General features: G+C 40.7%; 26 protein-coding genes. 24 read left to right on the forward strand and 2 right to left on the reverse strand.

What is annotated here, in order from left to right; genetic code table 11:
* Window positions 1-120 precede the first annotated feature (120 nt).
* From TZ92_RS03495 to TZ92_RS03510, 4 genes are all read left to right on the forward strand, one after another.
* Entirely contained in the window at window positions 121-867 is a 747-nt protein-coding gene (locus TZ92_RS03495) for a hypothetical protein (RefSeq protein WP_185756284.1), read from the forward strand.
* A gap of 39 nt (window positions 868-906) precedes the next feature.
* A complete protein-coding gene (locus TZ92_RS03500) occupies window positions 907-1,578 on the forward strand; it encodes a hypothetical protein (RefSeq protein WP_033630308.1) in 672 nt (223 codons plus the stop codon).
* A 153-nt stretch (window positions 1,579-1,731) separates the two neighbouring features.
* Window positions 1,732-2,613, forward strand: coding sequence for a hypothetical protein (locus TZ92_RS03505; protein ID WP_033630307.1), 882 nt, complete (start codon window positions 1,732-1,734; stop codon window positions 2,611-2,613).
* A 36-nt stretch (window positions 2,614-2,649) separates the two neighbouring features.
* On the forward strand, window positions 2,650-3,120 hold the full coding sequence (locus TZ92_RS03510; protein WP_033630306.1) for a hypothetical protein: 471 nt from the start codon (window positions 2,650-2,652) through the stop codon (window positions 3,118-3,120).
* Between the two features lie 196 nt (window positions 3,121-3,316).
* On the opposite strand, the gene TZ92_RS03515 is transcribed toward TZ92_RS03510, so the two are convergent.
* Together TZ92_RS03515 and sstT are read right to left on the reverse strand one after the other, a co-directional pair.
* Entirely contained in the window at window positions 3,317-4,270 is a 954-nt protein-coding gene (locus TZ92_RS03515) for an aromatic acid exporter family protein (RefSeq protein WP_033630305.1), read from the reverse strand.
* A 49-nt stretch (window positions 4,271-4,319) separates the two neighbouring features.
* On the reverse strand, window positions 4,320-5,531 hold the full coding sequence (gene sstT / locus TZ92_RS03520; protein ID WP_033630304.1) for a serine/threonine transporter SstT: 1,212 nt from the start codon (window positions 5,529-5,531) through the stop codon (window positions 4,320-4,322).
* 149 nt (window positions 5,532-5,680) lie between these two features.
* On the opposite strand from sstT, the gene TZ92_RS03525 reads away from it, so the two are divergent.
* The 20 genes from TZ92_RS03525 to gmk all read left to right on the forward strand — a co-directional run bounded on the left by TZ92_RS03525 (window position 5,681) and on the right by gmk (window position 24,988).
* Complete coding sequence (locus TZ92_RS03525; RefSeq protein ID WP_001150569.1) at window positions 5,681-6,241, forward strand: mechanosensitive ion channel family protein; 561 nt, start codon at window positions 5,681-5,683, stop codon at window positions 6,239-6,241.
* Between the two features lie 57 nt (window positions 6,242-6,298).
* Window positions 6,299-7,207, forward strand: a complete 909-nt coding sequence (locus TZ92_RS03530; protein ID WP_033630303.1) for a magnesium transporter CorA family protein — start codon at window positions 6,299-6,301, stop codon at window positions 7,205-7,207.
* A gap of 17 nt (window positions 7,208-7,224) precedes the next feature.
* Window positions 7,225-7,752: a YqeG family HAD IIIA-type phosphatase gene (locus TZ92_RS03535; protein WP_033630302.1), complete on the forward strand. Its 528-nt coding sequence runs from the start codon at window positions 7,225-7,227 to the stop codon at window positions 7,750-7,752.
* A gap of 2 nt (window positions 7,753-7,754) precedes the next feature.
* Window positions 7,755-8,861: a ribosome biogenesis GTPase YqeH gene (yqeH, locus tag TZ92_RS03540; RefSeq protein ID WP_000391189.1), complete on the forward strand. Its 1,107-nt coding sequence runs from the start codon at window positions 7,755-7,757 to the stop codon at window positions 8,859-8,861.
* A gap of 212 nt (window positions 8,862-9,073) precedes the next feature.
* Window positions 9,074-9,385, forward strand: a complete 312-nt coding sequence (yhbY, locus tag TZ92_RS03545; RefSeq protein WP_000060171.1) for a ribosome assembly RNA-binding protein YhbY — start codon at window positions 9,074-9,076, stop codon at window positions 9,383-9,385.
* Between the two features lie 50 nt (window positions 9,386-9,435).
* Complete coding sequence (locus tag TZ92_RS03550; protein WP_000963715.1) at window positions 9,436-10,065, forward strand: nicotinate-nucleotide adenylyltransferase; 630 nt, start codon at window positions 9,436-9,438, stop codon at window positions 10,063-10,065.
* Window positions 10,065-10,658 (forward strand): bis(5'-nucleosyl)-tetraphosphatase (symmetrical) YqeK, encoded by a 594-nt coding sequence (gene yqeK, locus TZ92_RS03555; RefSeq protein ID WP_033630301.1) that lies wholly within the window; start codon window positions 10,065-10,067, stop codon window positions 10,656-10,658. The genes TZ92_RS03550 and yqeK overlap by 1 nt, the downstream gene beginning before the upstream one ends.
* Window positions 10,659-11,012: a ribosome silencing factor gene (rsfS, locus tag TZ92_RS03560; protein WP_033630300.1), complete on the forward strand. Its 354-nt coding sequence runs from the start codon at window positions 10,659-10,661 to the stop codon at window positions 11,010-11,012. It begins immediately after the preceding gene.
* 453 nt (window positions 11,013-11,465) lie between these two features.
* Window positions 11,466-12,206, forward strand: a complete 741-nt coding sequence (locus tag TZ92_RS03565; protein WP_033630556.1) for a class I SAM-dependent DNA methyltransferase — start codon at window positions 11,466-11,468, stop codon at window positions 12,204-12,206.
* A gap of 9 nt (window positions 12,207-12,215) precedes the next feature.
* The gene (locus tag TZ92_RS03570; protein ID WP_000252453.1) at window positions 12,216-12,608 is read left to right on the forward strand and encodes a hypothetical protein; all 393 of its coding nucleotides are present in this window, start codon (window positions 12,216-12,218) and stop codon (window positions 12,606-12,608) included.
* A 14-nt stretch (window positions 12,609-12,622) separates the two neighbouring features.
* Window positions 12,623-13,720 carry a nucleotidyltransferase gene (locus tag TZ92_RS03575; RefSeq protein ID WP_033630298.1) on the forward strand — a complete coding sequence of 366 codons (1,098 nt, stop codon included), beginning with the start codon at window positions 12,623-12,625 and terminating at the stop codon, window positions 13,718-13,720.
* 132 nt (window positions 13,721-13,852) lie between these two features.
* Window positions 13,853-14,107 carry a type II toxin-antitoxin system Phd/YefM family antitoxin gene (locus TZ92_RS03580; protein ID WP_000388572.1) on the forward strand — a complete coding sequence of 85 codons (255 nt, stop codon included), beginning with the start codon at window positions 13,853-13,855 and terminating at the stop codon, window positions 14,105-14,107.
* Between the two features lie 3 nt (window positions 14,108-14,110).
* Window positions 14,111-14,365 (forward strand): Txe/YoeB family addiction module toxin, encoded by a 255-nt coding sequence (locus tag TZ92_RS03585; protein WP_033630297.1) that lies wholly within the window; start codon window positions 14,111-14,113, stop codon window positions 14,363-14,365.
* A gap of 209 nt (window positions 14,366-14,574) precedes the next feature.
* Window positions 14,575-16,683: a type I restriction-modification system subunit M gene (locus tag TZ92_RS03590; protein WP_033630296.1), complete on the forward strand. Its 2,109-nt coding sequence runs from the start codon at window positions 14,575-14,577 to the stop codon at window positions 16,681-16,683.
* Window positions 16,676-17,932, forward strand: a complete 1,257-nt coding sequence (locus tag TZ92_RS03595; protein WP_033630295.1) for a restriction endonuclease subunit S — start codon at window positions 16,676-16,678, stop codon at window positions 17,930-17,932. The genes TZ92_RS03590 and TZ92_RS03595 overlap by 8 nt, the downstream gene beginning before the upstream one ends.
* Before the next feature lie 5 nt (window positions 17,933-17,937).
* Entirely contained in the window at window positions 17,938-18,873 is a 936-nt protein-coding gene (locus tag TZ92_RS03600; RefSeq protein ID WP_033630294.1) for a Kiwa anti-phage protein KwaB-like domain-containing protein, read from the forward strand.
* 18 nt (window positions 18,874-18,891) lie between these two features.
* The gene (locus TZ92_RS03605) at window positions 18,892-19,443 is read left to right on the forward strand and encodes a hypothetical protein (RefSeq protein WP_033630293.1); all 552 of its coding nucleotides are present in this window, start codon (window positions 18,892-18,894) and stop codon (window positions 19,441-19,443) included.
* An 80-nt stretch (window positions 19,444-19,523) separates the two neighbouring features.
* On the forward strand, window positions 19,524-22,502 hold the full coding sequence (locus TZ92_RS03610) for a type I restriction endonuclease subunit R (protein ID WP_033630292.1): 2,979 nt from the start codon (window positions 19,524-19,526) through the stop codon (window positions 22,500-22,502).
* 111 nt (window positions 22,503-22,613) lie between these two features.
* Window positions 22,614-24,227, forward strand: coding sequence for a ribonuclease Y (locus TZ92_RS03615; protein WP_033630291.1), 1,614 nt, complete (start codon window positions 22,614-22,616; stop codon window positions 24,225-24,227).
* Window positions 24,228-24,361: 134 nt separating this feature from the next.
* Entirely contained in the window at window positions 24,362-24,988 is a 627-nt protein-coding gene (gmk, locus tag TZ92_RS03620; RefSeq protein WP_000775041.1) for a guanylate kinase, read from the forward strand.
* The last annotated feature ends 20 nt before the right edge of the window (window positions 24,989-25,008 follow it).

A 25,008-nucleotide genomic window follows, 5' to 3' on the forward strand; every position in this document is an offset into this window, starting at 1 on the left:
GGTTTATGGTATACTAGTAGGACAGTTTATCTATGGTATAAGAGACTGTTTTTATGCAAGTCAAAAGGGGAAGGTCAGAAATGTGCACCTTTTCTTGAAAGAAACTAGAAAGAGAAAGAGATGTTTTTAGGAAGACGTCGGATATTTTTTAACCAATACTATGACAAGGCGATTTATTATGATCGCAAAACCCACGAACTTTTGGAGGCACCAAAGAGCAAGCTCTTGGATACAGAAAAGTCTAGCAAGATGAATCGCCATATCCCCCTAATGGTAGTCCTCTTGTTATCAAGTGGTAGTGGGTTGATTTCCTTCTTCCGCTTGTTTATACAAGGAACCTATACCATGTCTACCTTCTGGAGTGTTCTTCTCATTTGGCTAGGGCAGTTTGCTTTCATCACTATCCTTGTTGAACGCGCCTTGTATCGAAATGTCAACAGGGCTCAGGTGACTACTAAAACTATCTGTCTGGCGCTTATGGAAAAGTCAGAGGAAACAAAGGAAGCTGAGGCGGAGATGAGTGAAAAAGATAGTCGCAATGCTACTCGCTGGATAAGAGCATTGCTTTCTCTAGTTCCCTTGGTTGGATTTTTCTACGCCTATAATTTTATTTGGAATTACCAAGAGAGGTTGGGCACTCCCATCGGAGGAGAGATTGTCAAGATTGTCCTAACAGGACTTTTATTAGGCTTGACATTTGTTCTTTATAACCAAAACAATTTACCCAGAATATTTGATATCCTGGACCGCTTTTATGCTAGAAAACTCAGCCTCATCTGTCGAGCAGACGACAATCCAGATGTCTATCTGGAAGTGAGTATGGGGACGGATGAAGAATTTGTCATCAAGGAAGTGCAAAAGGATTAGGATCCGTTTTTGAAAGAGTGAGATAGAAAGAGGTAGAGTATGTTTTTTCTGAGACGTCGTCGGGTTTTTATCGGAGAATGCGATGGTCAGGCGGTTTACTATGACCAAAAGACTGGGGAGGCCTTGGCTGCTCCAAAGAGTGTCTTGCTCAATACGGAAGGTGCTTATAAGACCAATGCTTACATTCCTGAAATGGTTATTTTTCTGATGGCAGGTGGACCTGGTCTCTATGGCCTCCTTTCAGCCTTGGATATTGGTGTCTATAACTGGACCAGTTTGAGCTATGTTTTACTATTGTGGCTGGCTGAGTTTCTATTGTTTACCGCTATTCTTGAGCGAGGACTTTATAAAAATGTGCGCAAGGCTCAGCCAACAACGGAGAAGGTGTTTTACTACGCAGTGTCACATAATTTGATGGTGAGGGACGAACACTTTGATCCAGCTGAGGCATCTGCTACGATCTATCGAATCACTCGTTACATCATACTTGCCTTTGTTATCTATCTTTTGTATGTTTTTTACGACTGCACTCAAAAATTTGGACAACCGATCGAACGAGGCTATGATTTTTGGGGAGCAGGTATAATGTTCTTTGCGCTCTTTCTGTTTTATAACCAAAACAATCCCGTTCGTTTTGTGAAGATTATGAAGCTATATAGCCAAGGGAAAATCTTGTTCAAGAAAGAACCGGAGAACGAAACGTGTAACTAGGTGTTAGGGAACAGTCAAATCCCAGAAAGTGAGTGCTGTATCTTGAACGAAGCGAGGAGTAGTTGCTACGATAGTTGCTATGTGATGGCCTCCTCAAATGGAAGATTCTCAAGAATATACGGCATTCTGCCAGATGAAATTTGGAGATAAAAAATGAAAGACATCCGTATTTTCGGTGCCGACTTTGAAAGAAGTAAGCGCATTGTGACCCAGGGGGATTTTGCTCTGACCGCAGGTATGCCCAACCCCATTCATATGGGTATCATCAACCGCCTCTTTACAGTGATTATTCTTGGATTTTGCTTTTCAGGGATTCTGATCTATGGCGTATTAATCGGGATACCAGAGTTTATAGGTGTAGATAGTGATGTTAAGGTCATTTCCCTGGAAGCAGGATTGCTGATTCATAACATGAGTAGCTTTCTTAAGCCCTTTAATCTGACGGTATATGCGATATCCTATCTAGGAATGGTGCTTGTTTTTTGGCCCAAAAAACGTTTGACTAGCCAGCTTTGGACCTACTTTCCTTTCTATTTCACCATGTCCATTTGCGCTTTCATATCAGGACTGTACTTTGCCAGTGCAGTGGCCTATGATGCCTATACATGCCTGGGTTTCTGGCTTGAGCTTGGGATAGGCATAGCCCTCTTTCTCTGGATTATCCTCAATAGCATCCAGAATCTCAATCGCAGACTAAATGATCAAGAGGAAAAGTCAATCCTTAAGCAGCTAGTCAGGATTCTCACTGGAACCACGGCAGTTCTCTTTCCAGTGTCGCTGGTCTATCATCTGCTATATCAAATCCCCCTTCAGTGGTATTTCTATATTTTGGGTTTGTTTTTGCCAGTTTGGTTTGTCATTGGAGCTCATTTTATCGCCTTTATGATCAATGTCCATATCTTTCAAGCCTACTATATCCACAAATACCCAGAAGAGTATAAGGCTTATTTAAAGATATCAGACCGAGAATGGTACAGCAAACGATACTATAAAAAGCTGGTAAAAAGTGGACAGTTGCAGGAAGAGACAATGTGAGGAAATTGGTTTTCCTATATAAAATAGAGGTTATTTATGAAAATAAATGATGATGTTATTAAAAGTTTAATCTCGATTCCTTTTTTAAATGGAAGCAGAGAAACGACTGTTCCCATCAAACAGATAAAGAAACTGCAAGAAGCAGAGAAGAATATTAATAGTTTAAAATGGGAGAATTTTGTGTTAGAAAAAGATGGTGATTTTAGTGTGTATCTTTTTAAAAACCAGAGTGACATTTATAAACACTGGAATTCACTGGCAAATAATGCAAAAGAGGAAATAATTCCTGAAATTGAAGCACGATTAGATAACCTGGTCGGGGAAGGTAAACTAGTAGCATCCATGAAAGATCAGATTCTATTTGATATCATCGGCTTGGCTATCTACTTGACCATCAAAAAAGAGGTGCCCCAAGTTGAGTCAAGATTTTTCGATGATTTGTATGCCTTATATCAAGCAGGCTACATTCCTTGCGGATATGCGGGTGGACAATATAAAGTCTTCTAGCTTGTTGGATTGTTATGAAAGTCAATCTAACTGTTGAAACAGTCTGTGAATTTTTAGGTATGGCTAGTCTTGATAGAGATTTAGGTTCTACAGAAGATATCCCTGTTTTGATGATTCTAAGGGGAATGGTCAAACAATTTTCCTCCAAATGCAAAACACAAGAACCTCAGAGGAATTCTCTGAGGTTCTTTGCGTTTTAGTTTCCATATTTCTGATAAAAATCGACCTTAACCTGGATAAAGGTTTCGGCTTCGCGTAGTAGCTGCAGGAGGGTGGCACGGGTTTCAAACTCCTCGCGTGTTTTCGGGAGACTCCGATTGCGGAAAACTTGCAGATAGCGTTCGATGTCATCAAGTAGGTCATGAGCAGGATTGGTCTGGCTTAGCTGGGCAGCAATCTTAGAAAAGAGCTGGGCCAAGATCAAACTCTCACTTGCGGCCAGATGACAGGTATTGATCTGCTGGGCCATATTTCGCAGGATGCGACTTTGTCGCTGTCTCATCTCAAAGTAGTGGATGTGGTAGTCCGTCTGGTGAAAGAGATGATCTGAGTGATCCAAATAAACCAGCTGGAGGGCTTCATCAAGAAGTCTATCTAATTCGTCAACGAGTTGGGCTTGATTGCGCCCGTCTCCTCTTGACAGATAGTATTTAAAGCGAAGCAGGATGTCTTTTAACTTTTCTTCGACCTGAAGGTGGTAGCTTTGGATGGCTTTCTCACGAGAGGGCATGTAAAGGTTGACCAACAGAGCAAAGCTTGTCCCGATGAGAAAGAGGAGTACTTCATTAAGCAAGAGCTCTGGGGAAGTAGACTCCTGTACCAAGAGATGACCGACCAAGACACTGCTAGGGGTGATGCCGATTTCCCAGCCCATTTTGTAAGCAAGAGGCACATAGAGAGCCAGATAGAGGCCTAGACTCCAGATGTGAAAGCCGGTCAGCTGAAAGGCTAGAACGCCGATAGCGAGCGCTAGAAGCATGGAAAAGAGGCGGTTACGGGCCAATTTTAGCGTACTTCTGCGCGTGTCGGAAAGGCTTAAGAGGGCGATAATGCCAGCTGAAACCGCTGATGATAAATCTAAAAAATAAGCGAGAAAACAAGCGAGGCAGGTCGCCAAGATCAGTTTTGTCGTACGTTGGGTGATAGACATGAGAATTTCCTATAATACTAAAATAGAGAGTCCGACGAGGAATCAGATACTAGGTGCGGAGTTTTCGATTTGAAGCATATTCAGCAACTGCTGTAAAGAGAACATCTGTAGAAGAATTCAGAGCTGTTTCGCAAGAGTCTTGCACGACCCCAATCACAAAACCGACTCCGACAACCTGCATAGCCAAGTCGTTGGAAATCCCAAAGAGGCTACAAGCGACAGGAATGAGGAGAAGGGAACCTCCAGCGATCCCAGAGGCTCCGCAGGCAGAAATGGCGGCCACTAGGCTGAGGACAAAAGCGGTCCCAAAATCTACCGAAATCCCTAATGTATTGACCGCAGCCAGGGTCAGGATGTTAATGGTAACGGCAGCGCCAGCCATATTGATGGTTGACCCAAGCGGGATGGAGACAGCGTAGGTTTCAGGATTCAGCCCTAAATCTTGGCAGAGTTTCATATTGACAGGGATATTGGCAGCAGAACTACGAGTGAAAAAGGCTGTAACACCACTAACTCGTAGACATTTCAAAACAAGAGGATAGGGATTTTTCCTCATAAAGAGAAAGGCGATGAGTGGGTTGACGATGAGAGCTACAAAAGCCATGGTAGCAATCAAGAGTCCCAGCAGCATCCCGTAGTTGGCTAGACTGGCAATCCCCTTGTCTGAGATGGTCTTAAACACCAAACCTAAAATCCCAAAGGGAGCTAGATTGATAATCCATTCGACAATTTTAGAGGTCACATCCGACAAGGTCTTGAGCAATTCTTTACTGTTCTTACTAGCTTCCCTCATAGCCAGACCAAAGACGACTGCCCAGGATAAGATTCCGATATAGTTAGCTTGGACAATGGCATTTAAGGGATTGTCCACCAGTTTGAGCAAGAGGTTGCTGAGAACTTGGGTAATGCCATCGGGAGCGGTCACTTCTGTATTGGCACTGGTCAAGGCAATCTGAACTGGCAGTAGGAAACTTGCCAAGACAGCCGTTAGGGCAGCAGCGAAAGTCCCAATCAAGTAGAGGAGGATGACAGTCTTCATATTGGTATTTTGCCCTTTCTGATGTTGGGAAAGAGCATTGGCAACCAAGGTAAAGACCAAGATTGGCGCAATAGCTTTGAGTCCACCTACAAAGAGATCGCCAAGTAGACCAATTTCTGTAAAACTAGGAAAGAAGATTCCTAATGAAGCGCCCAAAAGCATACCAATGAGGATTCGTTTGATCAGGCTAGCCTTGATCCAGGCTCTAATGATTCGTTTCATAGCAGTCTCCTTCAAATGTATTGTTTATAATTATAGTATAAATATGCTATAGAGGCAAGCGATATTTTGAAAATAGGAACGATAATTGAATAATTATGAAAGAAAAGAGAAGGGCGATTTTATGGTATAATAGGAAAAAGGAGTTTTATATGCAAGATTTTTTTCAACGCTATTTTGATAAACTTGATTTAACAACCATATTAGAGAATCTCTTGACCAAGGTGATTTCTCTTTTGATTTTGTTTTTACTATTTTATATAGCTAAAAAGATGCTTCATGCGACTGTACGAAAGATTGTCAAGCCCTCACTTAAATTTTCAAATCGAGATGCAGGAAGGCAAAAGACCATCTCGCGTTTGCTGGAGAATGTCTTTAACTACATTCTTTATTTCTTCTTGCTCTACTGTATCCTGTCTATTTTAGGACTGCCAGTTTCTAGCCTCCTTGCTGGTGCGGGGATTGCTGGGGTGGCCATTGGTATGGGGGCGCAAGGCTTTCTATCTGATGTCATCAATGGCTTCTTCATTCTTTTTGAACGCCAGCTTGATGTGGGTGATGAAGTCGTTCTCACAAATGGACCGATTACCGTTTCTGGAAAGGTCGTTAGCGTAGGGATCCGTACAACGCAACTGCGAGGTGATGATCAAGCCCTTCACTTTGTTCCCAATCGCAATATCACCGTCGTCAGCAATCTATCTCGTACTGAATAGGCCGGCTATTTTAGCAGATTTATGGTACAATAGAAGGAGTTTGGTAAAGGAGAGAGTATGCTATTTGTAGAGAAAAAATTAGGTCACGATTGTACGTGGATAGACCTTGATGTAGACAAGATCAAAAACATGGAAGACCTTTCGGATGTCTATGGATTGGACAAGGAAACTATCGAGTATGCTCTGGATAGAAATGAGCGTGCCCACATGGACTATCACCGTGAAACGGGAACGGTAACCTTCATTTATAATGTTCTTGATTTAGAAAAAGATAAAGAATATTATGAAGCGATTCCGATGACCTTTATCGTTGAAAAACAACGGCTGATTACAATTAGCAATCACAAGAATAGTTATGTGATTAAACGTATGGCAACCTACCTTGAAAGCCATGAAGTTGTTTCAATCTACAAATTTCTTTTTGCCAGTTTAGAGATTATAAGTAATGCTTACTATCCAGTGATTGAAGAGATGGATAAAGGTAAGGATGAAATCAGTGCACTTCTTCGTCAAAAAACAACTAAAAAAAATCTTTTTGCCCTCTCTGACTTGGAAACTGGTATGGTTTACCTGACAGCAGCTGCCAAACAAAATCGTCTCCTCTTGGAACACATCCAAGGGCATGCTCTTTATCGCAATTTTAATGAGGTTGAAAGAGAGCAGTTTGACGATGCCATGATTGAAGCGCACCAGTTGGTTTCGATGACAGACTTGATTTCTCAAGTTTTGCAACAACTCTCAGCTTCTTACAACAACATCCTAAATAATAATCTAAATGATAATTTGACAACTTTGACAATTATCTCAGTCTTACTAGCTATCCTTGCGGTTATTACAGGATTCTTCGGAATGAATGTTCCCTTACCGTTTGCAGATGAACCAAATGCTTGGATTTATATTTTGATAGCTAGTCTCATTTTATGGGTAGTCTTAGCCCAATATTTAAAGAATATTGCTAGAAATTAAAAAGAAAAGGAGCCAGAATGGCGATTGAAAATTATATGCCAGATTTTGCTGTGGAAGCAGTTTATGATCTGACAGTCCCAAGCCTGCAAGCGCATGGTATCAAGGCTGTTTTGGTCGATCTGGATAATACCCTCATTGCTTGGAACAACCCTGATGGGACGCCAGAGATGAAGCAATGGCTACATGACCTTCGGGACGCAGGCATTCGCATCATCGTGGTCTCAAATAACACCAAAAAACGGGTCCAACGTGCAGTTGAGAAATTTGGAATTGACTACGTTTATTGGGCCTTGAAGCCCTTTACATTTGGGATTGACCGTGCCATGAAGGAATTCCACTATGAGAAAAATGAAGTGGTCATGGTCGGCGACCAACTTATGACAGATATACGAGCAGCACACCGTGCAGATATTCGCTCGATCTTGGTCAAACCCTTGGTCCAACACGACTCCATCAAAACGCAGATTAACCGGGCTCGCGAGCGCCGTGTTATGCGAAAAATCACTGAAAAGTACGGACCGATTACATATAAAAAAGGAATTTAACTATGGAAGAAATTCTCTGTATTGGTTGTGGAGCAACCATTCAGACGACAGACAAGGCTGGTCTAGGATTTACTCCCCAATCAGCACTTGAAAAAGGCTTGGAGACTGGAGAAGTCTATTGCCAACGTTGTTTTCGTCTCCGCCACTACAATGAAATCACAGATGTCCAGTTGACGGACGATGATTTCCTCAAACTCTTGCACGAGGTGGGAGACAGTGATGCCTTGGTAGTCAATGTCATTGATATCTTTGACTTTAATGGCTCTGTTATTCCAGGCTTACCACGTTTTGTATCGGGCAATGATGTCCTCTTGGTTGGAAATAAGAAAGATATCCTGCCCAAGTCAGTTAAGCCGGGCAAGATTAGCCAGTGGCTCATGGAACGTGCCCACGAAGAAGGGCTTCGTCCTGTGGATGTCGTCCTGACTTCAGCCCAAAACAAACATGCCATCAAGGAAGTCATTGACAAGATTGAACACTACCGTAAGGGCCGAGATGTCTATGTGGTTGGCGTGACCAACGTTGGAAAGTCAACCCTTATCAACGCCATTATTCAAGAAATCACAGGTGACCAGAATGTCATCACGACTTCACGCTTCCCAGGAACAACCTTGGATAAGATTGAGATTCCGCTTGACGACGGATCTTATATCTACGATACACCAGGGATTATCCACCGCCACCAGATGGCCCACTACTTGACAGCTAAAAACCTCAAGTATGTCAGCCCTAAAAAGGAAATCAAGCCCAAAACCTATCAGCTTAACCCTGAACAAACTCTATTTTTAGGTGGTCTTGGACGCTTTGACTTTATATCAGGAGAAAAGCAAGGATTCACAGCTTTCTTTGACAATGAACTCAAACTCCATCGTACCAAGCTTGAAGGCGCTAGTGCCTTTTATGACAAGCATCTGGGAACCCTTCTGACACCACCAAATAGCAAGGAAAAAGAAGATTTCCCAAAACTAGTCCAGCATGTATTTACTATCAAGGACAAGACAGACCTAGTCATCTCAGGACTCGGCTGGATCCGCGTAACAGGCACCGCCAAAGTCGCCGTTTGGGCACCAGAAGGCGTCGCCGTCGTCACACGAAAAGCAATTATTTAAAATAAAATCACTGAGCGAACAAAGTGAGCTCATAAAGAGATAGTTATTGCTGTGGTGTGATTGCCAATCGTTAGATTGGCAAGGGGCATACTTGAGACCTAGGCTCAAGTGTGAGGTTAGGAAATCCATTTTTCAAAGATGAAATCTTTGAAAATTAGTTCCGACCGTCCCCCACCACCTAAATAACTATCAAAAAACAAGGAAGAAAGATTATGTCATTAACATCGAAACAACGTGCCTTCCTCAACAGCCAGGCACACACCCTCAAACCCATCATCCAAATCGGGAAAAATGGACTCAACGACCAAATCAAAACCAGCGTCCGTCAAGCTCTTGACGCACGCGAATTGATTAAAGTTACGCTCTTGCAAAACACAGATGAAAACATCCACGAAGTAGCTGAAATCTTGGAAGAAGAAATCGGTGTGGATACAGTCCAAAAAATCGGACGCATCTTGATTTTGTATAAACAATCTAGCAAGAAAGAAAATCGCAAGATTTCCAAGAAAGTCAAAGAAATCTAAAACCTACTCCAAACAACTGTTTTTACAGAGAATTAAAGGAAGACGAGCCTATGGCAATCGAATTATTGACTCCCTTTACCAAGGTAGAGTTGGAGCCAGAAATCAAGGAGAAAAAACGCAAACAAGTCGGGATTTTAGGGGGAAATTTTAACCCTGTTCACAATGCCCATCTTGTTGTGGCAGACCAAGTACGACAACAGTTAGGACTAGACCAGGTCCTGCTCATGCCCGAATACCAACCTCCTCATGTAGATAAAAAGGAAACCATACCTGAGCATCACCGTCTCAAGATGCTTGAGTTGGCGATTGAGGGGATTGAAGGTCTGGACATTGAAACCATTGAGTTAGAGCGTAAGGGCATTTCCTACACCTACGACACCATGAAGATTTTGACAGAGCAACATCCAGATACGGATTATTACTTCATTATCGGGGCGGATATGGTGGACTATCTACCAAAGTGGTACCGAATTGATGAGCTGGTTGACATGGTTCAGTTTGTGGGAGTTCAGCGCCCACGCTACAAGGCAGGAACTTCCTATCCAGTTATCTGGGTGGATGTGCCTCTCATGGATATTTCCTCCAGCATGGTACGTGACTTCATTGCCCAAGGTCGGAAACCCAACTTTCTCCTACCTCAGCCAGTGCTAGACTACATCGAGAAGGAGGGGCTCTACTGATGGCCTATCAAGACTATATCAACTGCTCCCGAGAGGCTTTGTTGGAAAGAATGGCAGAGCTTCTACCTGAAAAACGTTTAACCCATTGTTTGGGTGTGGAGCGTGCAGCCATAGAGCTTGCGAAGCGATTCGGAGTTGATGCTGAGAAAGCTGGTCTAGCAGGCCTTCTTCATGATTATGCTAAAAAGCTGTCAGATCAGGAATTTCTAGACTTGATTGGCCGTTACCAATTAGACCCTGACCTCAAAAATTGGGGCAATAATGTCTGGCATGGCATAGTTGGTATATACAAAATCAAGGAAGATTTGAACTTGCAAAACCCTGAAATCCTGCGAGCTATTGAAATCCATACAGTCGGAGCTGGTCAGATGACCAATCTTGATAAGGTAATCTACGTCGCAGATTATATCGAACACAATCGTGCCTTTCCTGGAGTGGATGTGGCGCGTGAAATTGCTGAGCTATCGCTCAATAAGGCAGTGGCCTACGAAACAGCGAGAACTGTGGAGCATCTAGCTCATCAGGGATTCCCCATCTATCCCCAAACCCTTGAAACCTATAACGCATTTGTGCACTATTTGAAAGAGGACTAAATGAACGAAAAAGAATTACTAGAACTAGTCGTGAGAGCGGCGGATGAGAAGCGTGCGGAGGATATCCTCGCACTTGATGTACAAGATTTGACCAGCGTGACAGACTACTTTGTCATCACGAGCTCGATGAATAGCCGTCAGTTGAACGCAATCGCTGATAACATTCGTGAAAAAGTAGCAGAAGCTGGTGTTAAAGGCAGCCATGTCGAAGGCGATGCAGCTGGAGGTTGGGTCTTACTAGACCTCGGTGGTGTCGTTGTGCATATCTTCTCAGAAGAAATGCGTGCCCACTATAATCTAGAAAAACTGTGGCATGAGGCGGAGTCAGTAGATTTATCTGAAACTCTGGCGTAGAAGATGACTTGAACTTCGGCTGGGAATTACTTTGAAATTCGACAATGTATTGAGATTATTCTTGTTTTCTGAGTGAGAAAGTGAGAAATTACCGAGACTTTCCGTTGTGATAAAACTTCTTGAAACAAAAATGTTTCAAGAAGTCGGGAGTTTTGAGACCTTAGGCTCAAAACTAAGTCTTGGAACTTCGAAGAAGGTCTCAGACGTCCGAAATCACCTAAGGAAAGTCTTAAAAAGACTTTGTCTTCAATCGAACTCAGTTGCAGTCAACTGGGTTTCTTTGCTTAGTTTAGAAAAAAATGGATAGAAAGGTGAGAGCGTCGTGTTTTGTTCATCTCGAAACTGAACACGAGCTAAAAGCTGCGAGAAAAAGAGTAACTTCCTTTGTATCTGACGATACAGCAGAAAGTTTCCTATTTTCTTCTTGCTTTTAATGCTCTTTGTATCTTAATTATGGCTACTTATGAAACCTTTGCGGCTGTTTACGATGCTGTGATGGATGATAGTTTATATGATAAATGGACGGATTTTTCGCTGCGTCATTTGCCTAAGACCAAGGAGAGAAAGAAGCTTTTGGAATTGGCTTGTGGAACAGGTATCCAGTCTGTCCGCTTTTCTCAGGCTGGCTTTGATGTGACAGGACTTGACTTGAGCGCGGATATGTTGAAGATTGCGGAGAAGAGAGCTGCTTCAGCCAAGCAAAAGATTGATTTTATTGAAGGCAATATGCTGGATTTATCCAAGGCTGGTAAATATGATTTTGTGACTTGTTACTCGGACTCTATCTGCTACATGCAGGATGAGGTCGAGGTAGGAGACGTCTTTAAGGAAGTGTATAGTGCCCTCAATGAAGATGGAGTTTTTATCTTTGATGTGCATTCGACCTACCAGACAGATAAAGTTTTTCCAGGCTATTCCTACCATGAAAATGCGGAAGATTTCGCTATGCTTTGGGACACCTATGAGGACGAAGCTCCTCACTCCATCGTGCATGAGTTGACTTTCTTTGTCAAGGAGGCTGACGGTTCCTTTAGTCGTCACGATGAAGTACATGAGGAGCGAACCTATGAGGTCTTGACCTATGATATTTTGCTGGAACAGGCTGGTTTCAAGTCTTTCAAACTCTATGCGGACTTTGAGGACAAGGAGCCAACAGAAACCAGCACCCGTTGGTTTTTTGTCGCGCAGAAGTAGGAGATGGATATGGTTCGATCAAAATATTCTTGGGAAGAAGTTTCGCAGTTTAATCGTATTCGTCAAAATGGAACGCTTTGGGAGAAAGATGGGCAATACTTCTATGTTCAGGAAGAAGGAACCGTATTTTCAGAGTTAGTCGTTTACGATATGTCTAAGAAACTTTTTGATATGTTAGTAAATGAAATAAAATCGGAGGATGATATCCGACATATGCTGATGTATGGAACATGGCCAATGACAGTTGCTGGATGCCATAGACCAACTATGTTGATAGCTTATCCTGAGTTACAAAAAAATTATAGTAATGAACAACTGGCAGAAATCCTTCCAGTAGGAGAAAAACAATGGCTTAACTGGAGAGGAAGATTGCCTGAGCGGTATCGTAGATTTCGTCATTAGAAAGGGAGAACATTATGACCATCACAGGTATTATCGCAGAGTTTAATCCTTTTCATAATGGGCACAAATACTTGCTTGAGCAGGCGAAGGGACTGAAAATCGTTGCCATGTCTGGGAATTTCATGCAGCGTGGAGAGCCTGCTATAGTGGACAAGTGGACACGGGCTCAGATGGCGCTGGAAAACGGAGCGGATCTTGTAGTGGAATTGCCCTTTTTAGTCAGTGTTCAGGCGGCAGATTTCTTCGGTCAAGGGGCTGTGGATATCTTGGCGCGGTTAGGTATTGATACTCTAGCTTTCGGGACGGAGGAAGTTCTGGATTATCAGAAAGTTGCTGACTTATACACAGAGCAAGGTGCTAAGATGGAGAAATTTGTGGAAAATCTGTCTGATTCCCTCTCCTATCCCCAGAAAACACAGGCTATGTGGAAGGAATTTGCAGGTCTGGATTTTTCTGGCAATACGCCCAATCATGTTCTTGCTCTGGCCTATGCCAAGGCGGTTGCAGGACGAAACATCAAGCTTAAGCCGATTCAGCGTCAGGGGGCTGGTTATCATTCTGTGGATAAGGATGTGGACTTTGCCTCGGCAACAGCCCTCCGTCAGCATCAATCAGACCAAGATTTCTTAGAACGCTTTATGCCTTCTGTTGCTCTCTTTGAGCAGGCGAGCAAGGTAAGCTGGGATGACTATTTTCCCTTGCTCCGCTATCAAATTTTGTCAAATCCAGACCTAACCACTATCTATCAGGTCAATCAAGAAATGGCTGTGCGCATCAAGGATGCCATCAAGACAGCCCATTCTGTAGAGAAATTGGTCGAGACGGTTGCGACCAAACGTTACACAAAGGCGCGTGTACGACGACTCTTGACCTATATCTTGGTGCAGGCCAGAGAAAGCGACTTGCCAGAAGGCATCCATGTCCTTGGCTTTACCGAAAAAGGCAGACAACACCTCAAGTCTCTGAAAGGGCAGGTCCATCTAGTCAGTCGAATTGGCAAAGAACCTTGGGATGCTATGACTCAAAAGGCAGACCAGATTTACCAACTAGGACACCCAAGCATCGTAGAGCAGAATTTCGGCAGAGTGCCGATTGGAATAGAATCAAACTAAGTCTACTAAAAGGTAGGCTTTTTTAGAAGATTTTCGAATAAATAGATAGAAAAGAAAAATCTTGTACAAGTTCCTGACAATTTCTTTCTTTTTGTGTATAATAGTGGAAAAGAGGTAAAACGAGGTATGGTTATGGAAGCAGTTCTTTACTCAACATTCCGAAATCATTTAAAAGACTACATGAAGAAGGTAAACGATGAATTTGAGCCTTTAACGGTGGTCAATAAAAATCCAGATGAGGATATTGTAGTCCTTTCAAAGAGCGAGTGGGATAGTATTCAGGAAACCCTGAGAATCGCTCAAAATAAGGAACTTTCTGACAAGGTCTTGCGAGGAATGGCTCAAGTTCGTGCTGGAAGCACTCAGGTGCATGTGATTGAGGAGTGAGAAATGCTGCTCAAGTTTACAGAAGATGCCTGGGCGGATTATTGCTATTGGCAAAACCAAGATAAGAAAACATTAAAAAGAATCAATAAATTAATCAAGGATATTCAACGCGATCCTTTTGTAGGAATGGGGAAACCAGAAGCACTCAAGTATGACTACCAAGGAGCTTGGTCGCGTCGTATTGATGCAGAAAATCGCTTGATTTATATGATGGATGGAGATAGCGTGGCTTTCTTGTCCTTCAAAGATTATTGCTAAGTCTACTGAAAGGTAGGCTTTTTATTTTAGAAATTTTAGATAGCAAATTGAAGATAAATTTTTTTGGAAAATGATAGATTTCCTAAGTTAAGAAATCAGTAAAAAATTATTAGTATAATAATTAGATTCTTGTCCCTTGAATCCGCTTTATAACTCTTATTTTGTGGTATAATGAAGAGAATTGTTAATATTAAAAACAGGGGAAGCAAATGTCTAATTTCAAAGAAAAACTACCGCTATTCCAGTCGAACGATGTTCAGATTTCAAATGTGGTCAATGCAGTTTGGTCGATTGCGAATACCTTACGTGGGGCTTACCGTGCAGATAAGTATCGAGATGTTATCATTCCGATGTTTGTCTTGACTCGCTTGGAAGCTGCTTTATTGCCAACGAAAGACGAAGTAGTTGCACTTTATAAGTCAAATCCCAATACACCCGAGAAGGTTCTTGAGAATAAATCTGGCTATAAATACTATAATACCAGCTCTTTCACGCTAGAAAACCTTCAAAATGATCCCAATGCGATTGAAGAAAATTTTATTGCCTACCTAGATGGTTATTCTTGTCGTGTGAAGGACATTATCGAAAACCTTAAGTTTAAAGAGCAGGTCCGTACACTTGCACAGTCTGGACGTCTTTTTACAGTGATTAAGAAATTTTCTCAGATTGATTTGTCGCCAAGTTCTGTGGACTCAATGGTGATGGGTTATATGTTCGAGGATATTATCCGTCGTTTTTCTGAAAATGAGGAAGCAGGTTCCCACTATACGCCTCGTGAGGTCATTGCTCTAATGGTCAATCTGCTCTTAATCGAAGCCGATGAAGAATTATTTGTCGATAAAAAAGAGTTGAAAATCTTAGATATGGCTGCTGGGACAGGTGGTATGCTAGCGACTGCCAAAAGTTACATCCGTAAGCTCGATACAGGGGCAACTGTCCGACTCTTTGGTCAGGAAGTTTTACCTGAGACTTTCGGGATTGGTCAAGCGGATATGTTGATTCGTCAGGAAGACTCGGACTATTTCGTGAAGACCGATACATTAAAAGATCCGGATCCATTCCCAGATAAGAAGATGAGTTTTGTCATTGCCAATCCTCCCTTTGGTCAATCCTGGGGCGGGAAAGACGCAGATGATGGCGTAGAAGACGCAGTTAAAAGAGACCATAATCTCTTTGAGAGTACAGAAGGTCAACAAGGACGTTTTGTAGCGACTCCGGGAACTGGTGATGCCCAACTTCTGTTCCATCTTCATGGTTTAGCTAAATTAGAAGAAAATGGTCGAGCTGCTATCATTTCAAATGGCTCTCCTCTCTTTTCTGGTGGTACTTCATCTGGGGAAAGTCAGATTCGTCGTTACATCCTTGAGAATGACTTACTAGAAGCTATTATTGCCCTTCCAGGACAGTTTTTCTACAATACAGGGATTGGGATTTATATCTGGATTTACAATAAAAATAAATCTCCTGAGCGTCAAAACAAGGTTCAGTTTATCGATGCGACAGAGGAGTTTGTCCCTTTGCGTAAGTCACTCGGACAAAAACGTCGTGAATTGTCTCAAGATAACATCCGCCATATCCTCAAATGGTATGATGATTTCAAAGAAAATGATCATGTGAAAATCTTTGATAAGGAAGAGTTTCTTTACCGAGAATATACAGTCATGCAACCTCTGCAACGTCGTGGCTGGATTACTGAAGAAACCATCGAGAAGGCCAAAAGCGTTCCTTTCCTAGCTAAACTATTTGACGAGTACCAGTATCAAGAATTGCTAGAGATGGAACCACGCTCAGCCAAGGATGAGAAAAAATTACACGACTTTGAAGCTGGGAAGGCCAAGCAAGAAGCTATCTTAGATGCTCTTCGTGGGGGAATCACGGATGACAGTTATCCTAACTTTGAAAGCTTTGTCCAAGTTATTAAGGACTTGTTGGGAGACATCAAGGTAACGCCTGCGAATATCAATGCGCTAGCTCTAGCCATGAGTGAAATGGACAAGACAGCAGAAGTCATCCGCACTAAGAAGAAAGACAAGCCAAATGAGATTGCTGGAGGGATTGTCTATGATAAGACCACCAAGGATAGTGAAATCGTCAAGCTGACAGAGGATGTTGAAGACTACTTTGCGCGTGAGGTCTATCCCCATGTACCTGATGCTCACTACTGGTTTGATGAGGAAAAGGGCTATGGAGCTGAGATTCCTTTTACCCGCTATTTCTATAAATACCAAGCACCAGAAAGTGCAGAGAAGCTTTTGGAAGAGTTCTATGACCTAGAAGCAGAACTACAGACTTTCTTGGAGGAACTAAAACATGACTAGGATGAAAGAGAGTGGCATCGACTGGATCGGACAGATACCAGAAGAGTGGGAGATGTCTAAAATAAGATATTTAGTAACTACTAGAAGTGAAAAAAGAATAACAGACTCTTCTGTACCTTATATAGGATTAGAAAATATAGAAAGTCAAACTGGGAAATTTGTTAAAACTGGTATACAAGTTGATAAGAGTGAAAATATTGTAGTCGAAATTGGAGATGTTTTATTTGGGAAGTTAAGACCATACTTAAGAAAATATTGGCGAGCCACATTCTCTTCAACGGCTAGCTCAGAATTTCTTGTGTTTCAATCTTCAGAATTAGATATGAATTTTTTATATTATGCTATTCAAAGTGATAGTTTTATTGAAGAAGTTAATACTTCAACTTATGGTAGTAAAATGCCTAGAGCAAGTTGGGAATATATAAAAAATATGAGAATTGCTTTTCCAACAAGTCTTGTTGAACAACAAAAAATTGCTGATTTTCTAGACAAGAAAACCGTCCAATTAGATAAAGCTAAAGCACTACTGGAGGAGCAAATTCAAAAACTCAAAGACTACCGTGCTAGCTTGATTTATGAGACTGTCACAAAGGGATTGGATAAAACAGTCCCAATGAAAGATTCAGGAATCGACTGGATTAGACAAGTGCCTCAAGGGTGGGGATCGGGAAAAGTTAAGTATTTTTCACAAGTTTCTGCTGGAGCAACTCCTGATAGAAATAATTCGCTTTTTTGGAATGGAAATATTAACTGGATGTCATCAGGTGAGGTTAATCAGGGCATTGTAAAGCATACCTCTGAAACTATTACAGACTTAGCATTAAAAAGAACATCAACAAAATTACTTCCCAATGGAACTGTCATGCTTGCATTAAATGGGCAGGGAAAGACGAAAGGAACAGCAGCTGTTTTAGCAATTGAATCAGCTTCTAATCAATCTCTTGCATCATTTATAGTTGATAATAAAATATTGAATAATATGTATTTGTATTATTTTTTTGTAGCAAACTACTATAACATTAGAGGGTTGAAAGGCGAGGATAGAGATGGTTTGAATTTGCAGTTAGTATCAAATATAGTTATTCCTCTATTTGAACTCGAGGAACAACAAAAAATTGTTGATTTTCTTGATAAGAAAACAGTTCAAATAGATAAACTTATTCAAATCAAAAATGAGCAAATTGATAATATTAACAAACAACGACAAACTCTTATTTATGATTATGTGACAGGGAAGAGGAGAGTGTAATAACAGTGTCTATTGAAGTAATAAAGAAAATACTTGAAAAAGTCTCAACAGGTCAGTCTTGGTCATTAAAAATTATCAAAATTAACACGTCTAAGAAAAAGGGATTGGAATACATTGCGAGAGAGATAGAGTTAAGCCATAAAGGCAGATTAACTGACCATATTAATAGTCTTGCTAGTAAATATTTAAACGATCAGGAAAGCGGGTTATCACAATATAGGGAATGTAAAAAATATGATGGAACAGCTGATGCTCAAGTTATTTATAGATTAGAAAATTCAAATGAATTGATTGAAAAAAATTATGGATTATTTTTAACAGCTTTAGCTAAACCTGATGTTGAAATCAATCCATTGAAGTTAAAAGCGAAAGCCTCTGTTATTGAGGGAATTATAAAGATTGAAAATGAGGAAGTTGCTGTAAAATTTATTTCAATGCAAAATCCTGTGACTACATTGAATAATAAGTTTTGCTGGATAAATGATAAATTTACAGAAATATCTGATAAAGTTTTGACATTAAGAAACTCTATAGATGTGATAGTTTTCAGAGAAAATGTATATATGTTGAATTTAGCAGGGGAAAAACTTTTTGATATGGAAAGAGCTTATCAAAAAATATGTAAGTCTAAAGTTACTTTAATTCAACAAAAAACCATTATTGAAGGGTTTGATATATTTGAAAAAAAAGCTACGACTGGTCATAATCCGAGAAAATTTGTATCATTTAATGATAATTATCTAAATAAATTGACCAATGTAAAAAATAGAAAGAAAATTGCCAAAAAATTCAATATCAAATTAACAGACGATAGTAATTTGTTTGATGCAAGTGAAGAAGGTGTCCCAGATAAAATTGTTAAATTGCTTTGCCAAAAAGGTATGGTTGATCCGTTTGACGATAGTCCGATGGAAGTTTCGGGAACACGAAAATGGATTTAGCAAAAGGAACGATATAGAATGTCAAAATTGTTTTTCTTCAGTTTGTACTTTACATCATTTACTCCGTTGTGGTTATCTGTTTTGTTTATTGATATAAAAAGTTGTATAGAAAACTCCCAGTCAACAGTAATAGAATTTTATAGTATTATTGTCATTCTAATTATATGGCTAATTAGTATTCTGATTATTATAATGGTTCTATTTTCAAAATATGAAGAAGGTACGACTAGATTCATTTTAAATTCGGTAAAAGAAGAAAAGTCTATTGCTTCTGAATATCTCTTGTCTTATATTCTTCCATTATTCGCTTTTGATTTTACAAAATGGGATAGTGTGATTCTATTTTTAATATTCTTTGTAACACTAGCTTTCTTATGTATAAGACACAATTATTTTAGTGTAAATATAGTTTTAGAAATCCTAAAGTATCAGGTTTATACTTGTAAAATTGAAAATGATGATCAAATAAGTGTTACAACTTCGATTATCAGCAGAAAAAATTTGATGGCTAAAAGGGGTGAGGAAATCCGATTAAAGGCATTAAATAATGAATATAAGTTAGATGTTTAATAATCAAAATTAGTTTATTTTAGCTGATTTATATACTTGTACACAAAAATTATAGTATAAAAACTAGAAAGTGAGAAACTATGGCAAATTTGGGCTTGAAGGAGCGCTATGATTTCCAGCAGTGGATTATCAAAGACTTGAAAGATAAGAATGGCTATATTCAGCGGGATAATGCTCAGTACAATCCTCGATTAGCCATGGATGAGGAACTCCTATGGGATTTTCTGATGGATACTCAGGAGGAGACCATGGATTATCTCCTTAAAAAACTGAGCAAGGAGACGATTATCACTCTTATCAATAAGGAAATCGTCAAGGGTGGTTTTTTGTTCGCCTTAAAAGAGGGAGTCTTTATTGAAAACAAGCAACTGCGCCTCCTCTATCGTAAACCTGCGACTAGTTTTAATGAAAAAGCTGTTCAGCAATACCAAGCCAATCGTTTGTCGGTAATTGAGGAAGTGGTTTATGAAGAGGGCGGTCGCATTGACCTTGTTATCTTTATCAATGGATTAGCGCTATTTGCCATCGAGCTCAAGTTTAATCCTAGTGGTCAGTCAGTTCAGGATGCCATCAAACAACTCAAAGGTCGCAATCCTAATAATTGTCTCTTTCGTTTTGAGCAGGGAGTCTTGGCTTCCTTTGCTGTAGATACTATGGAAATCTATATGACAACCCAGTTAAAGGGTCAAGAAACCTACTTCCTTCCCTTTAATATGGGGAAAGGGGAAGGTATTGATATGGGGAGTGGCAATCCTCACAACCCTAATGGTGTAGATACAGAGTACTTGTGGCTTGATGTATTGACCAAAGATAGTATTCTTCAGCTGATTGAAAGTTTTATCTTCTTTGAGATTGATAAGAATGATGCTAAAAAGAGAACACTGATTTTTCCTAGGTACCATCAGCGTAGAGCTGTTAGTCGTCTCCTAGAAGACATGAAAGTTAATCATACTGACAGTAATTATCTGATTCAGCATTCGGCTGGTTCTGGTAAAACCAATACCATAGCATGGTTAGCTCATAGTCTGGTTTCACTTCATGATGACCAAAATAGAAATATCGTTGATACAGTTTTAATTGTCACAGACCGTATAGTAGTAGACCGACAGTTGCAAGATGCTGTTAGACAGATTGACCATAAGAACGGTGTTGTGAAGGTGATGGGTGATCGTGAGACATCTAGTGATTTAGCTGATGCCATTGCTGGGAACACAAAGATTATTGCAACGACTATCCATAAGTTTGCCCAAATCAACCAATCCAACTGGATGTCTGTAGGGAATACTGCGAAAAAGAAATTTGCCATCCTGATTGATGAAGCCCATAGTTCAACGACAGGTTCCTACATGAGTTCAGTTAGTCAGGTCTTGACTGAAACGGATACGGAGGATGGAACCATTGATGAGATTCAGGAAGTGACAGTTGCGGATGCCATTGAGCAGGAGATTGCGCGTACAGGAAAGCAAGACAATGTTTCAATCATTGCTTTTACAGCAACTCCTAAGGCAACTACCCTACAGTTGTTTGGTACAACACAGCCCGATGGCTCTAAAGCCCCTTTTGATGTCTACAGTATGAAGCAAGCTATAGAGGAAGGTTTTATCCTGGATGTCTTAGATAACTATACGACTTATAAAACCTACTACCAACTTAATAAAGTAGTAGAAGAAGATCCTGAACTAAAAACCACGCTTGCTAAGCGTAAGATTGCTAAATTCGTGGAATTATCTGATGAGAATATCAATCAAAAGGTTGAAATTATCATGGACCATTTTATCAGTCATGATATTATGGCAGAGTTGGGTGGTCAAGGAAAAGCCATGCTTGTGACCTCTGGTCGTGAAGTGGCAGTCAAGTACCAGTTGGCTTTTGAAAAATACTTTAAAGATCACAGTATCACCAGTATTGGTACCTTGATTGCTTTTTCTGGTAAGGTTGATTATCTAGGGAGAGAGTTCTCGGAATCTCAGATGAATCAGTTTAAGGAAGAGCATTTAAAAGAACGTTTTGATACGGATGCTTATCAGGTGCTGATAGTTGCGAACAAGTATCAGACTGGTTTTGACCAACCTAAGTTGGTTGCCATGTATGTGGATAAAAAATTGCGTAGTGTGGCTGCAGTGCAGACGTTGTCACGCCTGAATCGGATCTTTAGAGGTTATAACAAGAAAACATTTATCCTTGATTTTAAAAATACCTACGACGATATTCGCTCAGCCTTTGCTCCCTACTATCGAGAGACGATTTTAGCTGATACCATTGCTCCTAGTGATGTCTTAAAGTTGGATCGTAAAATTGATGAATATGGTATTTTGGACAGCGAAGAGGTTCAAGAGTTTAATCAATTTTTATATCAAGAAAAACGTTCAAGTAGAGAAAAACAAAAGATGGTCGCTTTGTTGAATAAAGGTTATGATAGAGTGAAACGTTTTGATGAAAAAGAACAATTGTCTATTCGAAAGGTTATTCGCGGTTTTCTTCGGATGTATACTTTCTTGATTCAGGCAACGGCTTATCAAAATGAAGTTTTACACGAACGATATAATTATCTTCAAAGTCTTGTTAAGATGATTGATGTTCGTTTAGGAGGAAATGATTTTACAATTGCAGATAAGATTGTCGTTGATTATATGAAACATAAGCAAACAGGTTCTTTCAGGGCAGTTTCTGAATTAGAATATCAGCCTGAATTAACTCTTCCTAAACCAAGTTTGAGCGATGTTACTGGAGATCAAGAAAAACATTTATCTGAAATCTTAGACGAAATGAACGAACAGTTAAATTTGAACATTGACCAGCAAGTTGGCTTAAGTGGAGCTGTTTCGATTCGTGAATTGATGAAAAAGAATCCAAGGCTTAAACAATCTGCGCGTGTTAATTCTAGGGAAGATTTCGTATTTGCCTTTGAAGAAGAAATTGACAATGCCTTGATAGAAGGGTACTCTCAGAGCCAAGATTTATATGGTGCTCTATTAAATAATGATTCGTTCAAGAAGAGAGTAGCAAATATATTTTTTGATGATGTGTATAAAAGTTTGAAGGGATCCGAAGAATTGTAGCTCCAAAATTCACACAAAACTCTTCAATTTGGGTTTGTGAAAATCGGTTTTTTATGATAGAATATTAAGGAATGTATGTCATTCGATAAACAAATTTAATGAGGTAAAAACATGGAAATCATGACACTTGCGATTGCTGTTTTTGCCGTCATCATTGGTTTAGTCATTGGATATGTCAGCATCTCAGCTAAGATGAAATCATCTCAAGAGGCTGCAGAGTTGATGCTTCTAAATGCTGAACAAGAAGCAACTAATTTACGAGGACAAGCTGAGCGCGAAGCGGATTTATTGCTAAATGAAGCCAAGAGCGAAAGCAAGTCTCTTAAAAAAGAAGCACTATTGGAGGCCAAAGAGGAAGCCAGAAAATACCGTGAAGAAGTGGACGCTGAATTTAAGTCAGAACGTCAGGAACTCAAGCAAATCGAAAGTCGTTTGACAGAGAGAGCTACGAGCCTTGACCGTAAGGACGACAATTTGACGAACAAAGAAAAAACACTTGAACAAAAAGAACAAAGTATTTCTGATAGAGCAAAAAACCTTGATGCACGTGAAGAGCAATTAGAGGAAGTCGAAAGACAAAAAGAAGCTGAACTTGAACGTATCGGTTCCCTTTCCCAGATTGAGGCTCGAGATATTATCTTGGCTCAGACAGAGGAAAACTTGACCAAGGAAATTGCTAGCCGCATTCGTGAGGCTGAGCAAGAAGTGAAGGAACGTTCAGACAAGATTGCGAAAGATATCTTGGTTCAGGCTATGCAGCGTATCGCTGGTGAGTATGTAGCGGAGTCAACAAACTCTACAGTTCACCTACCAGACGATACCATGAAGGGGCGCATTATCGGTCGTGAAGGTCGAAACATTCGTACCTTTGAAAGTTTGACAGGGGTAGATGTCATCATCGACGACACGCCAGAAGTGGTAACCTTGTCAGGATTTGATCCGATTCGTCGTGAAATTGCTCGTATGACCATGGAAATGTTACTCAAGGATGGCCGTATCCACCCAGCTCGTATCGAGGAGTTGGTGGAGAAAAACCGTCAGGAGATTGACAATAAGATTCGCGAATATGGTGAGGCTGCTGCCTATGAGATTGGTGCGCCAAACCTTCATCCAGACTTGATGAAGATCATGGGACGCTTGCAGTTCCGTACTTCTTATGGACAAAATGTCTTGCGTCATTCGATTGAGGTTGCTAAGTTATCTGGTATCATCGCCAGTGAACTTGGTGAAAATGCAGCTCTTGCCCGTCGTGCTGGATTCCTTCATGACATCGGGAAAGCTATTGACCGCGAGGTTGAAGGTAGCCACGTTGAGATTGGTACGGAGTTGGCTCGTAAGTACAAGGAACACCCAGTTGTGGTGAATACCATTGCTAGCCACCACGGAGATGTGGAAGCTGAAAGTGTCATTGCAGTGATTGTTGCTGCAGCAGATGCCTTGAGTGCAGCGCGTCCAGGTGCTCGTAGCGAGTCTCTTGAAAGCTACATCAAGCGTCTCCATGATTTGGAAGAAATCGCCAATGGCTTTGAAGGAGTGCAAAATAGCTTTGCTCTTCAAGCAGGACGTGAAATCCGTATCATGGTTAATCCAGGACAAATCAAAGACGACAAAGTCACAATCTTAGCTCACAAAGTTCGTGAGAAAATTGAAAACAATCTCGATTACCCAGGAAACATCAAGGTAACCGTGATCCGCGAACTTCGTGCAGTAGATTATGCTAAATAAATAAGAAAGAGCAGTTGAAAAATTACTGCTTTTTTGTTACACTAGATAGAAAGACTGTAGAAGGATAACTGACGCTATCATCAGTATCCGAGAGAAATTTTACTTTATTTCACAGACTAACTAAAGGAGACATAATGGCAGACCGAGGCTTGCTAATCGTTTTTTCTGGTCCTTCAGGAGTTGGGAAAGGGACGGTTAGAAGAGAGATTTTTGAGAGTTCTGAGAATCAATTTCAATACTCTGTATCGATGACGACGCGTGCGCAACGTCCTGGTGAAGTGGACGGAGTGGACTATTTCTTCCGTACTCGTGAAGAGTTTGAAGAGCTGATCCGTCAAGGTCAGATGTTGGAATATGCAGAATATGTCGGTAACTACTATGGAACTCCTCTGACCTACGTCAACGAAACCCTAGATAAGGGAATCGATGTCTTTCTTGAGATTGAAGTGCAGGGAGCCCTTCAGGTTAAGAAAAAGGTTCCAGATGCTGTCTTTATCTTTCTAACACCACCAGATTTGGATGAATTACAAGATCGTTTGGTAGGTCGTGGAACAGATAGCGCTGAAGTGATTGCCCAACGAATCGAAAAAGCCAAGGAAGAAATTGCCCTCATGCGTGAGTATGATTATGCCATTGTCAACGATCAGGTGCCCCTCGCTGCTGAACGTGTCAAGCGTGTGATCGAAGCAGAACACTTCCGTGTGGACCGTGTCATTGGTCACTACCAGGAGATGTTGCCAAAATCTCCAACTACTCGATAAACTATAGGAAACAGGTACAA

The organism is Streptococcus oralis subsp. oralis (assembly GCF_000960035.1).
GTDB lineage: Bacteria > Bacillota > Bacilli > Lactobacillales > Streptococcaceae > Streptococcus > Streptococcus oralis_G.

Excerpts from the sequence above, each read along its gene's own strand:
- TZ92_RS03495 (WP_185756284.1), top strand. The coding sequence starts at position 121 with ATGTTTTTAGGAAGACGTCGGATATTTTTTAACCAATACTATGACAAG.
- TZ92_RS03500 (WP_033630308.1), top strand. The coding sequence starts at position 907 with ATGTTTTTTCTGAGACGTCGTCGGGTTTTTATCGGAGAATGCGATGGT.
- TZ92_RS03505 (WP_033630307.1), top strand. The coding sequence starts at position 1,732 with ATGAAAGACATCCGTATTTTCGGTGCCGACTTTGAAAGAAGTAAGCGC.
- TZ92_RS03510 (WP_033630306.1), top strand. The coding sequence starts at position 2,650 with ATGAAAATAAATGATGATGTTATTAAAAGTTTAATCTCGATTCCTTTT.
- TZ92_RS03515 (WP_033630305.1), bottom strand. The coding sequence starts at position 4,270 with ATGTCTATCACCCAACGTACGACAAAACTGATCTTGGCGACCTGCCTC.
- sstT (WP_033630304.1), bottom strand. The coding sequence starts at position 5,531 with ATGAAACGAATCATTAGAGCCTGGATCAAGGCTAGCCTGATCAAACGA.
- TZ92_RS03525 (WP_001150569.1), top strand. The coding sequence starts at position 5,681 with ATGCAAGATTTTTTTCAACGCTATTTTGATAAACTTGATTTAACAACC.
- TZ92_RS03530 (WP_033630303.1), top strand. The coding sequence starts at position 6,299 with ATGCTATTTGTAGAGAAAAAATTAGGTCACGATTGTACGTGGATAGAC.
- TZ92_RS03535 (WP_033630302.1), top strand. The coding sequence starts at position 7,225 with ATGGCGATTGAAAATTATATGCCAGATTTTGCTGTGGAAGCAGTTTAT.
- yqeH (WP_000391189.1), top strand. The coding sequence starts at position 7,755 with ATGGAAGAAATTCTCTGTATTGGTTGTGGAGCAACCATTCAGACGACA.
- yhbY (WP_000060171.1), top strand. The coding sequence starts at position 9,074 with ATGTCATTAACATCGAAACAACGTGCCTTCCTCAACAGCCAGGCACAC.
- TZ92_RS03550 (WP_000963715.1), top strand. The coding sequence starts at position 9,436 with ATGGCAATCGAATTATTGACTCCCTTTACCAAGGTAGAGTTGGAGCCA.
- yqeK (WP_033630301.1), top strand. The coding sequence starts at position 10,065 with ATGGCCTATCAAGACTATATCAACTGCTCCCGAGAGGCTTTGTTGGAA.
- rsfS (WP_033630300.1), top strand. The coding sequence starts at position 10,659 with ATGAACGAAAAAGAATTACTAGAACTAGTCGTGAGAGCGGCGGATGAG.
- TZ92_RS03565 (WP_033630556.1), top strand. The coding sequence starts at position 11,466 with ATGGCTACTTATGAAACCTTTGCGGCTGTTTACGATGCTGTGATGGAT.
- TZ92_RS03570 (WP_000252453.1), top strand. The coding sequence starts at position 12,216 with ATGGTTCGATCAAAATATTCTTGGGAAGAAGTTTCGCAGTTTAATCGT.
- TZ92_RS03575 (WP_033630298.1), top strand. The coding sequence starts at position 12,623 with ATGACCATCACAGGTATTATCGCAGAGTTTAATCCTTTTCATAATGGG.
- TZ92_RS03580 (WP_000388572.1), top strand. The coding sequence starts at position 13,853 with ATGGAAGCAGTTCTTTACTCAACATTCCGAAATCATTTAAAAGACTAC.
- TZ92_RS03585 (WP_033630297.1), top strand. The coding sequence starts at position 14,111 with ATGCTGCTCAAGTTTACAGAAGATGCCTGGGCGGATTATTGCTATTGG.
- TZ92_RS03590 (WP_033630296.1), top strand. The coding sequence starts at position 14,575 with ATGTCTAATTTCAAAGAAAAACTACCGCTATTCCAGTCGAACGATGTT.
- TZ92_RS03595 (WP_033630295.1), top strand. The coding sequence starts at position 16,676 with ATGACTAGGATGAAAGAGAGTGGCATCGACTGGATCGGACAGATACCA.
- TZ92_RS03605 (WP_033630293.1), top strand. The coding sequence starts at position 18,892 with ATGTCAAAATTGTTTTTCTTCAGTTTGTACTTTACATCATTTACTCCG.
- TZ92_RS03610 (WP_033630292.1), top strand. The coding sequence starts at position 19,524 with ATGGCAAATTTGGGCTTGAAGGAGCGCTATGATTTCCAGCAGTGGATT.
- TZ92_RS03615 (WP_033630291.1), top strand. The coding sequence starts at position 22,614 with ATGGAAATCATGACACTTGCGATTGCTGTTTTTGCCGTCATCATTGGT.
- gmk (WP_000775041.1), top strand. The coding sequence starts at position 24,362 with ATGGCAGACCGAGGCTTGCTAATCGTTTTTTCTGGTCCTTCAGGAGTT.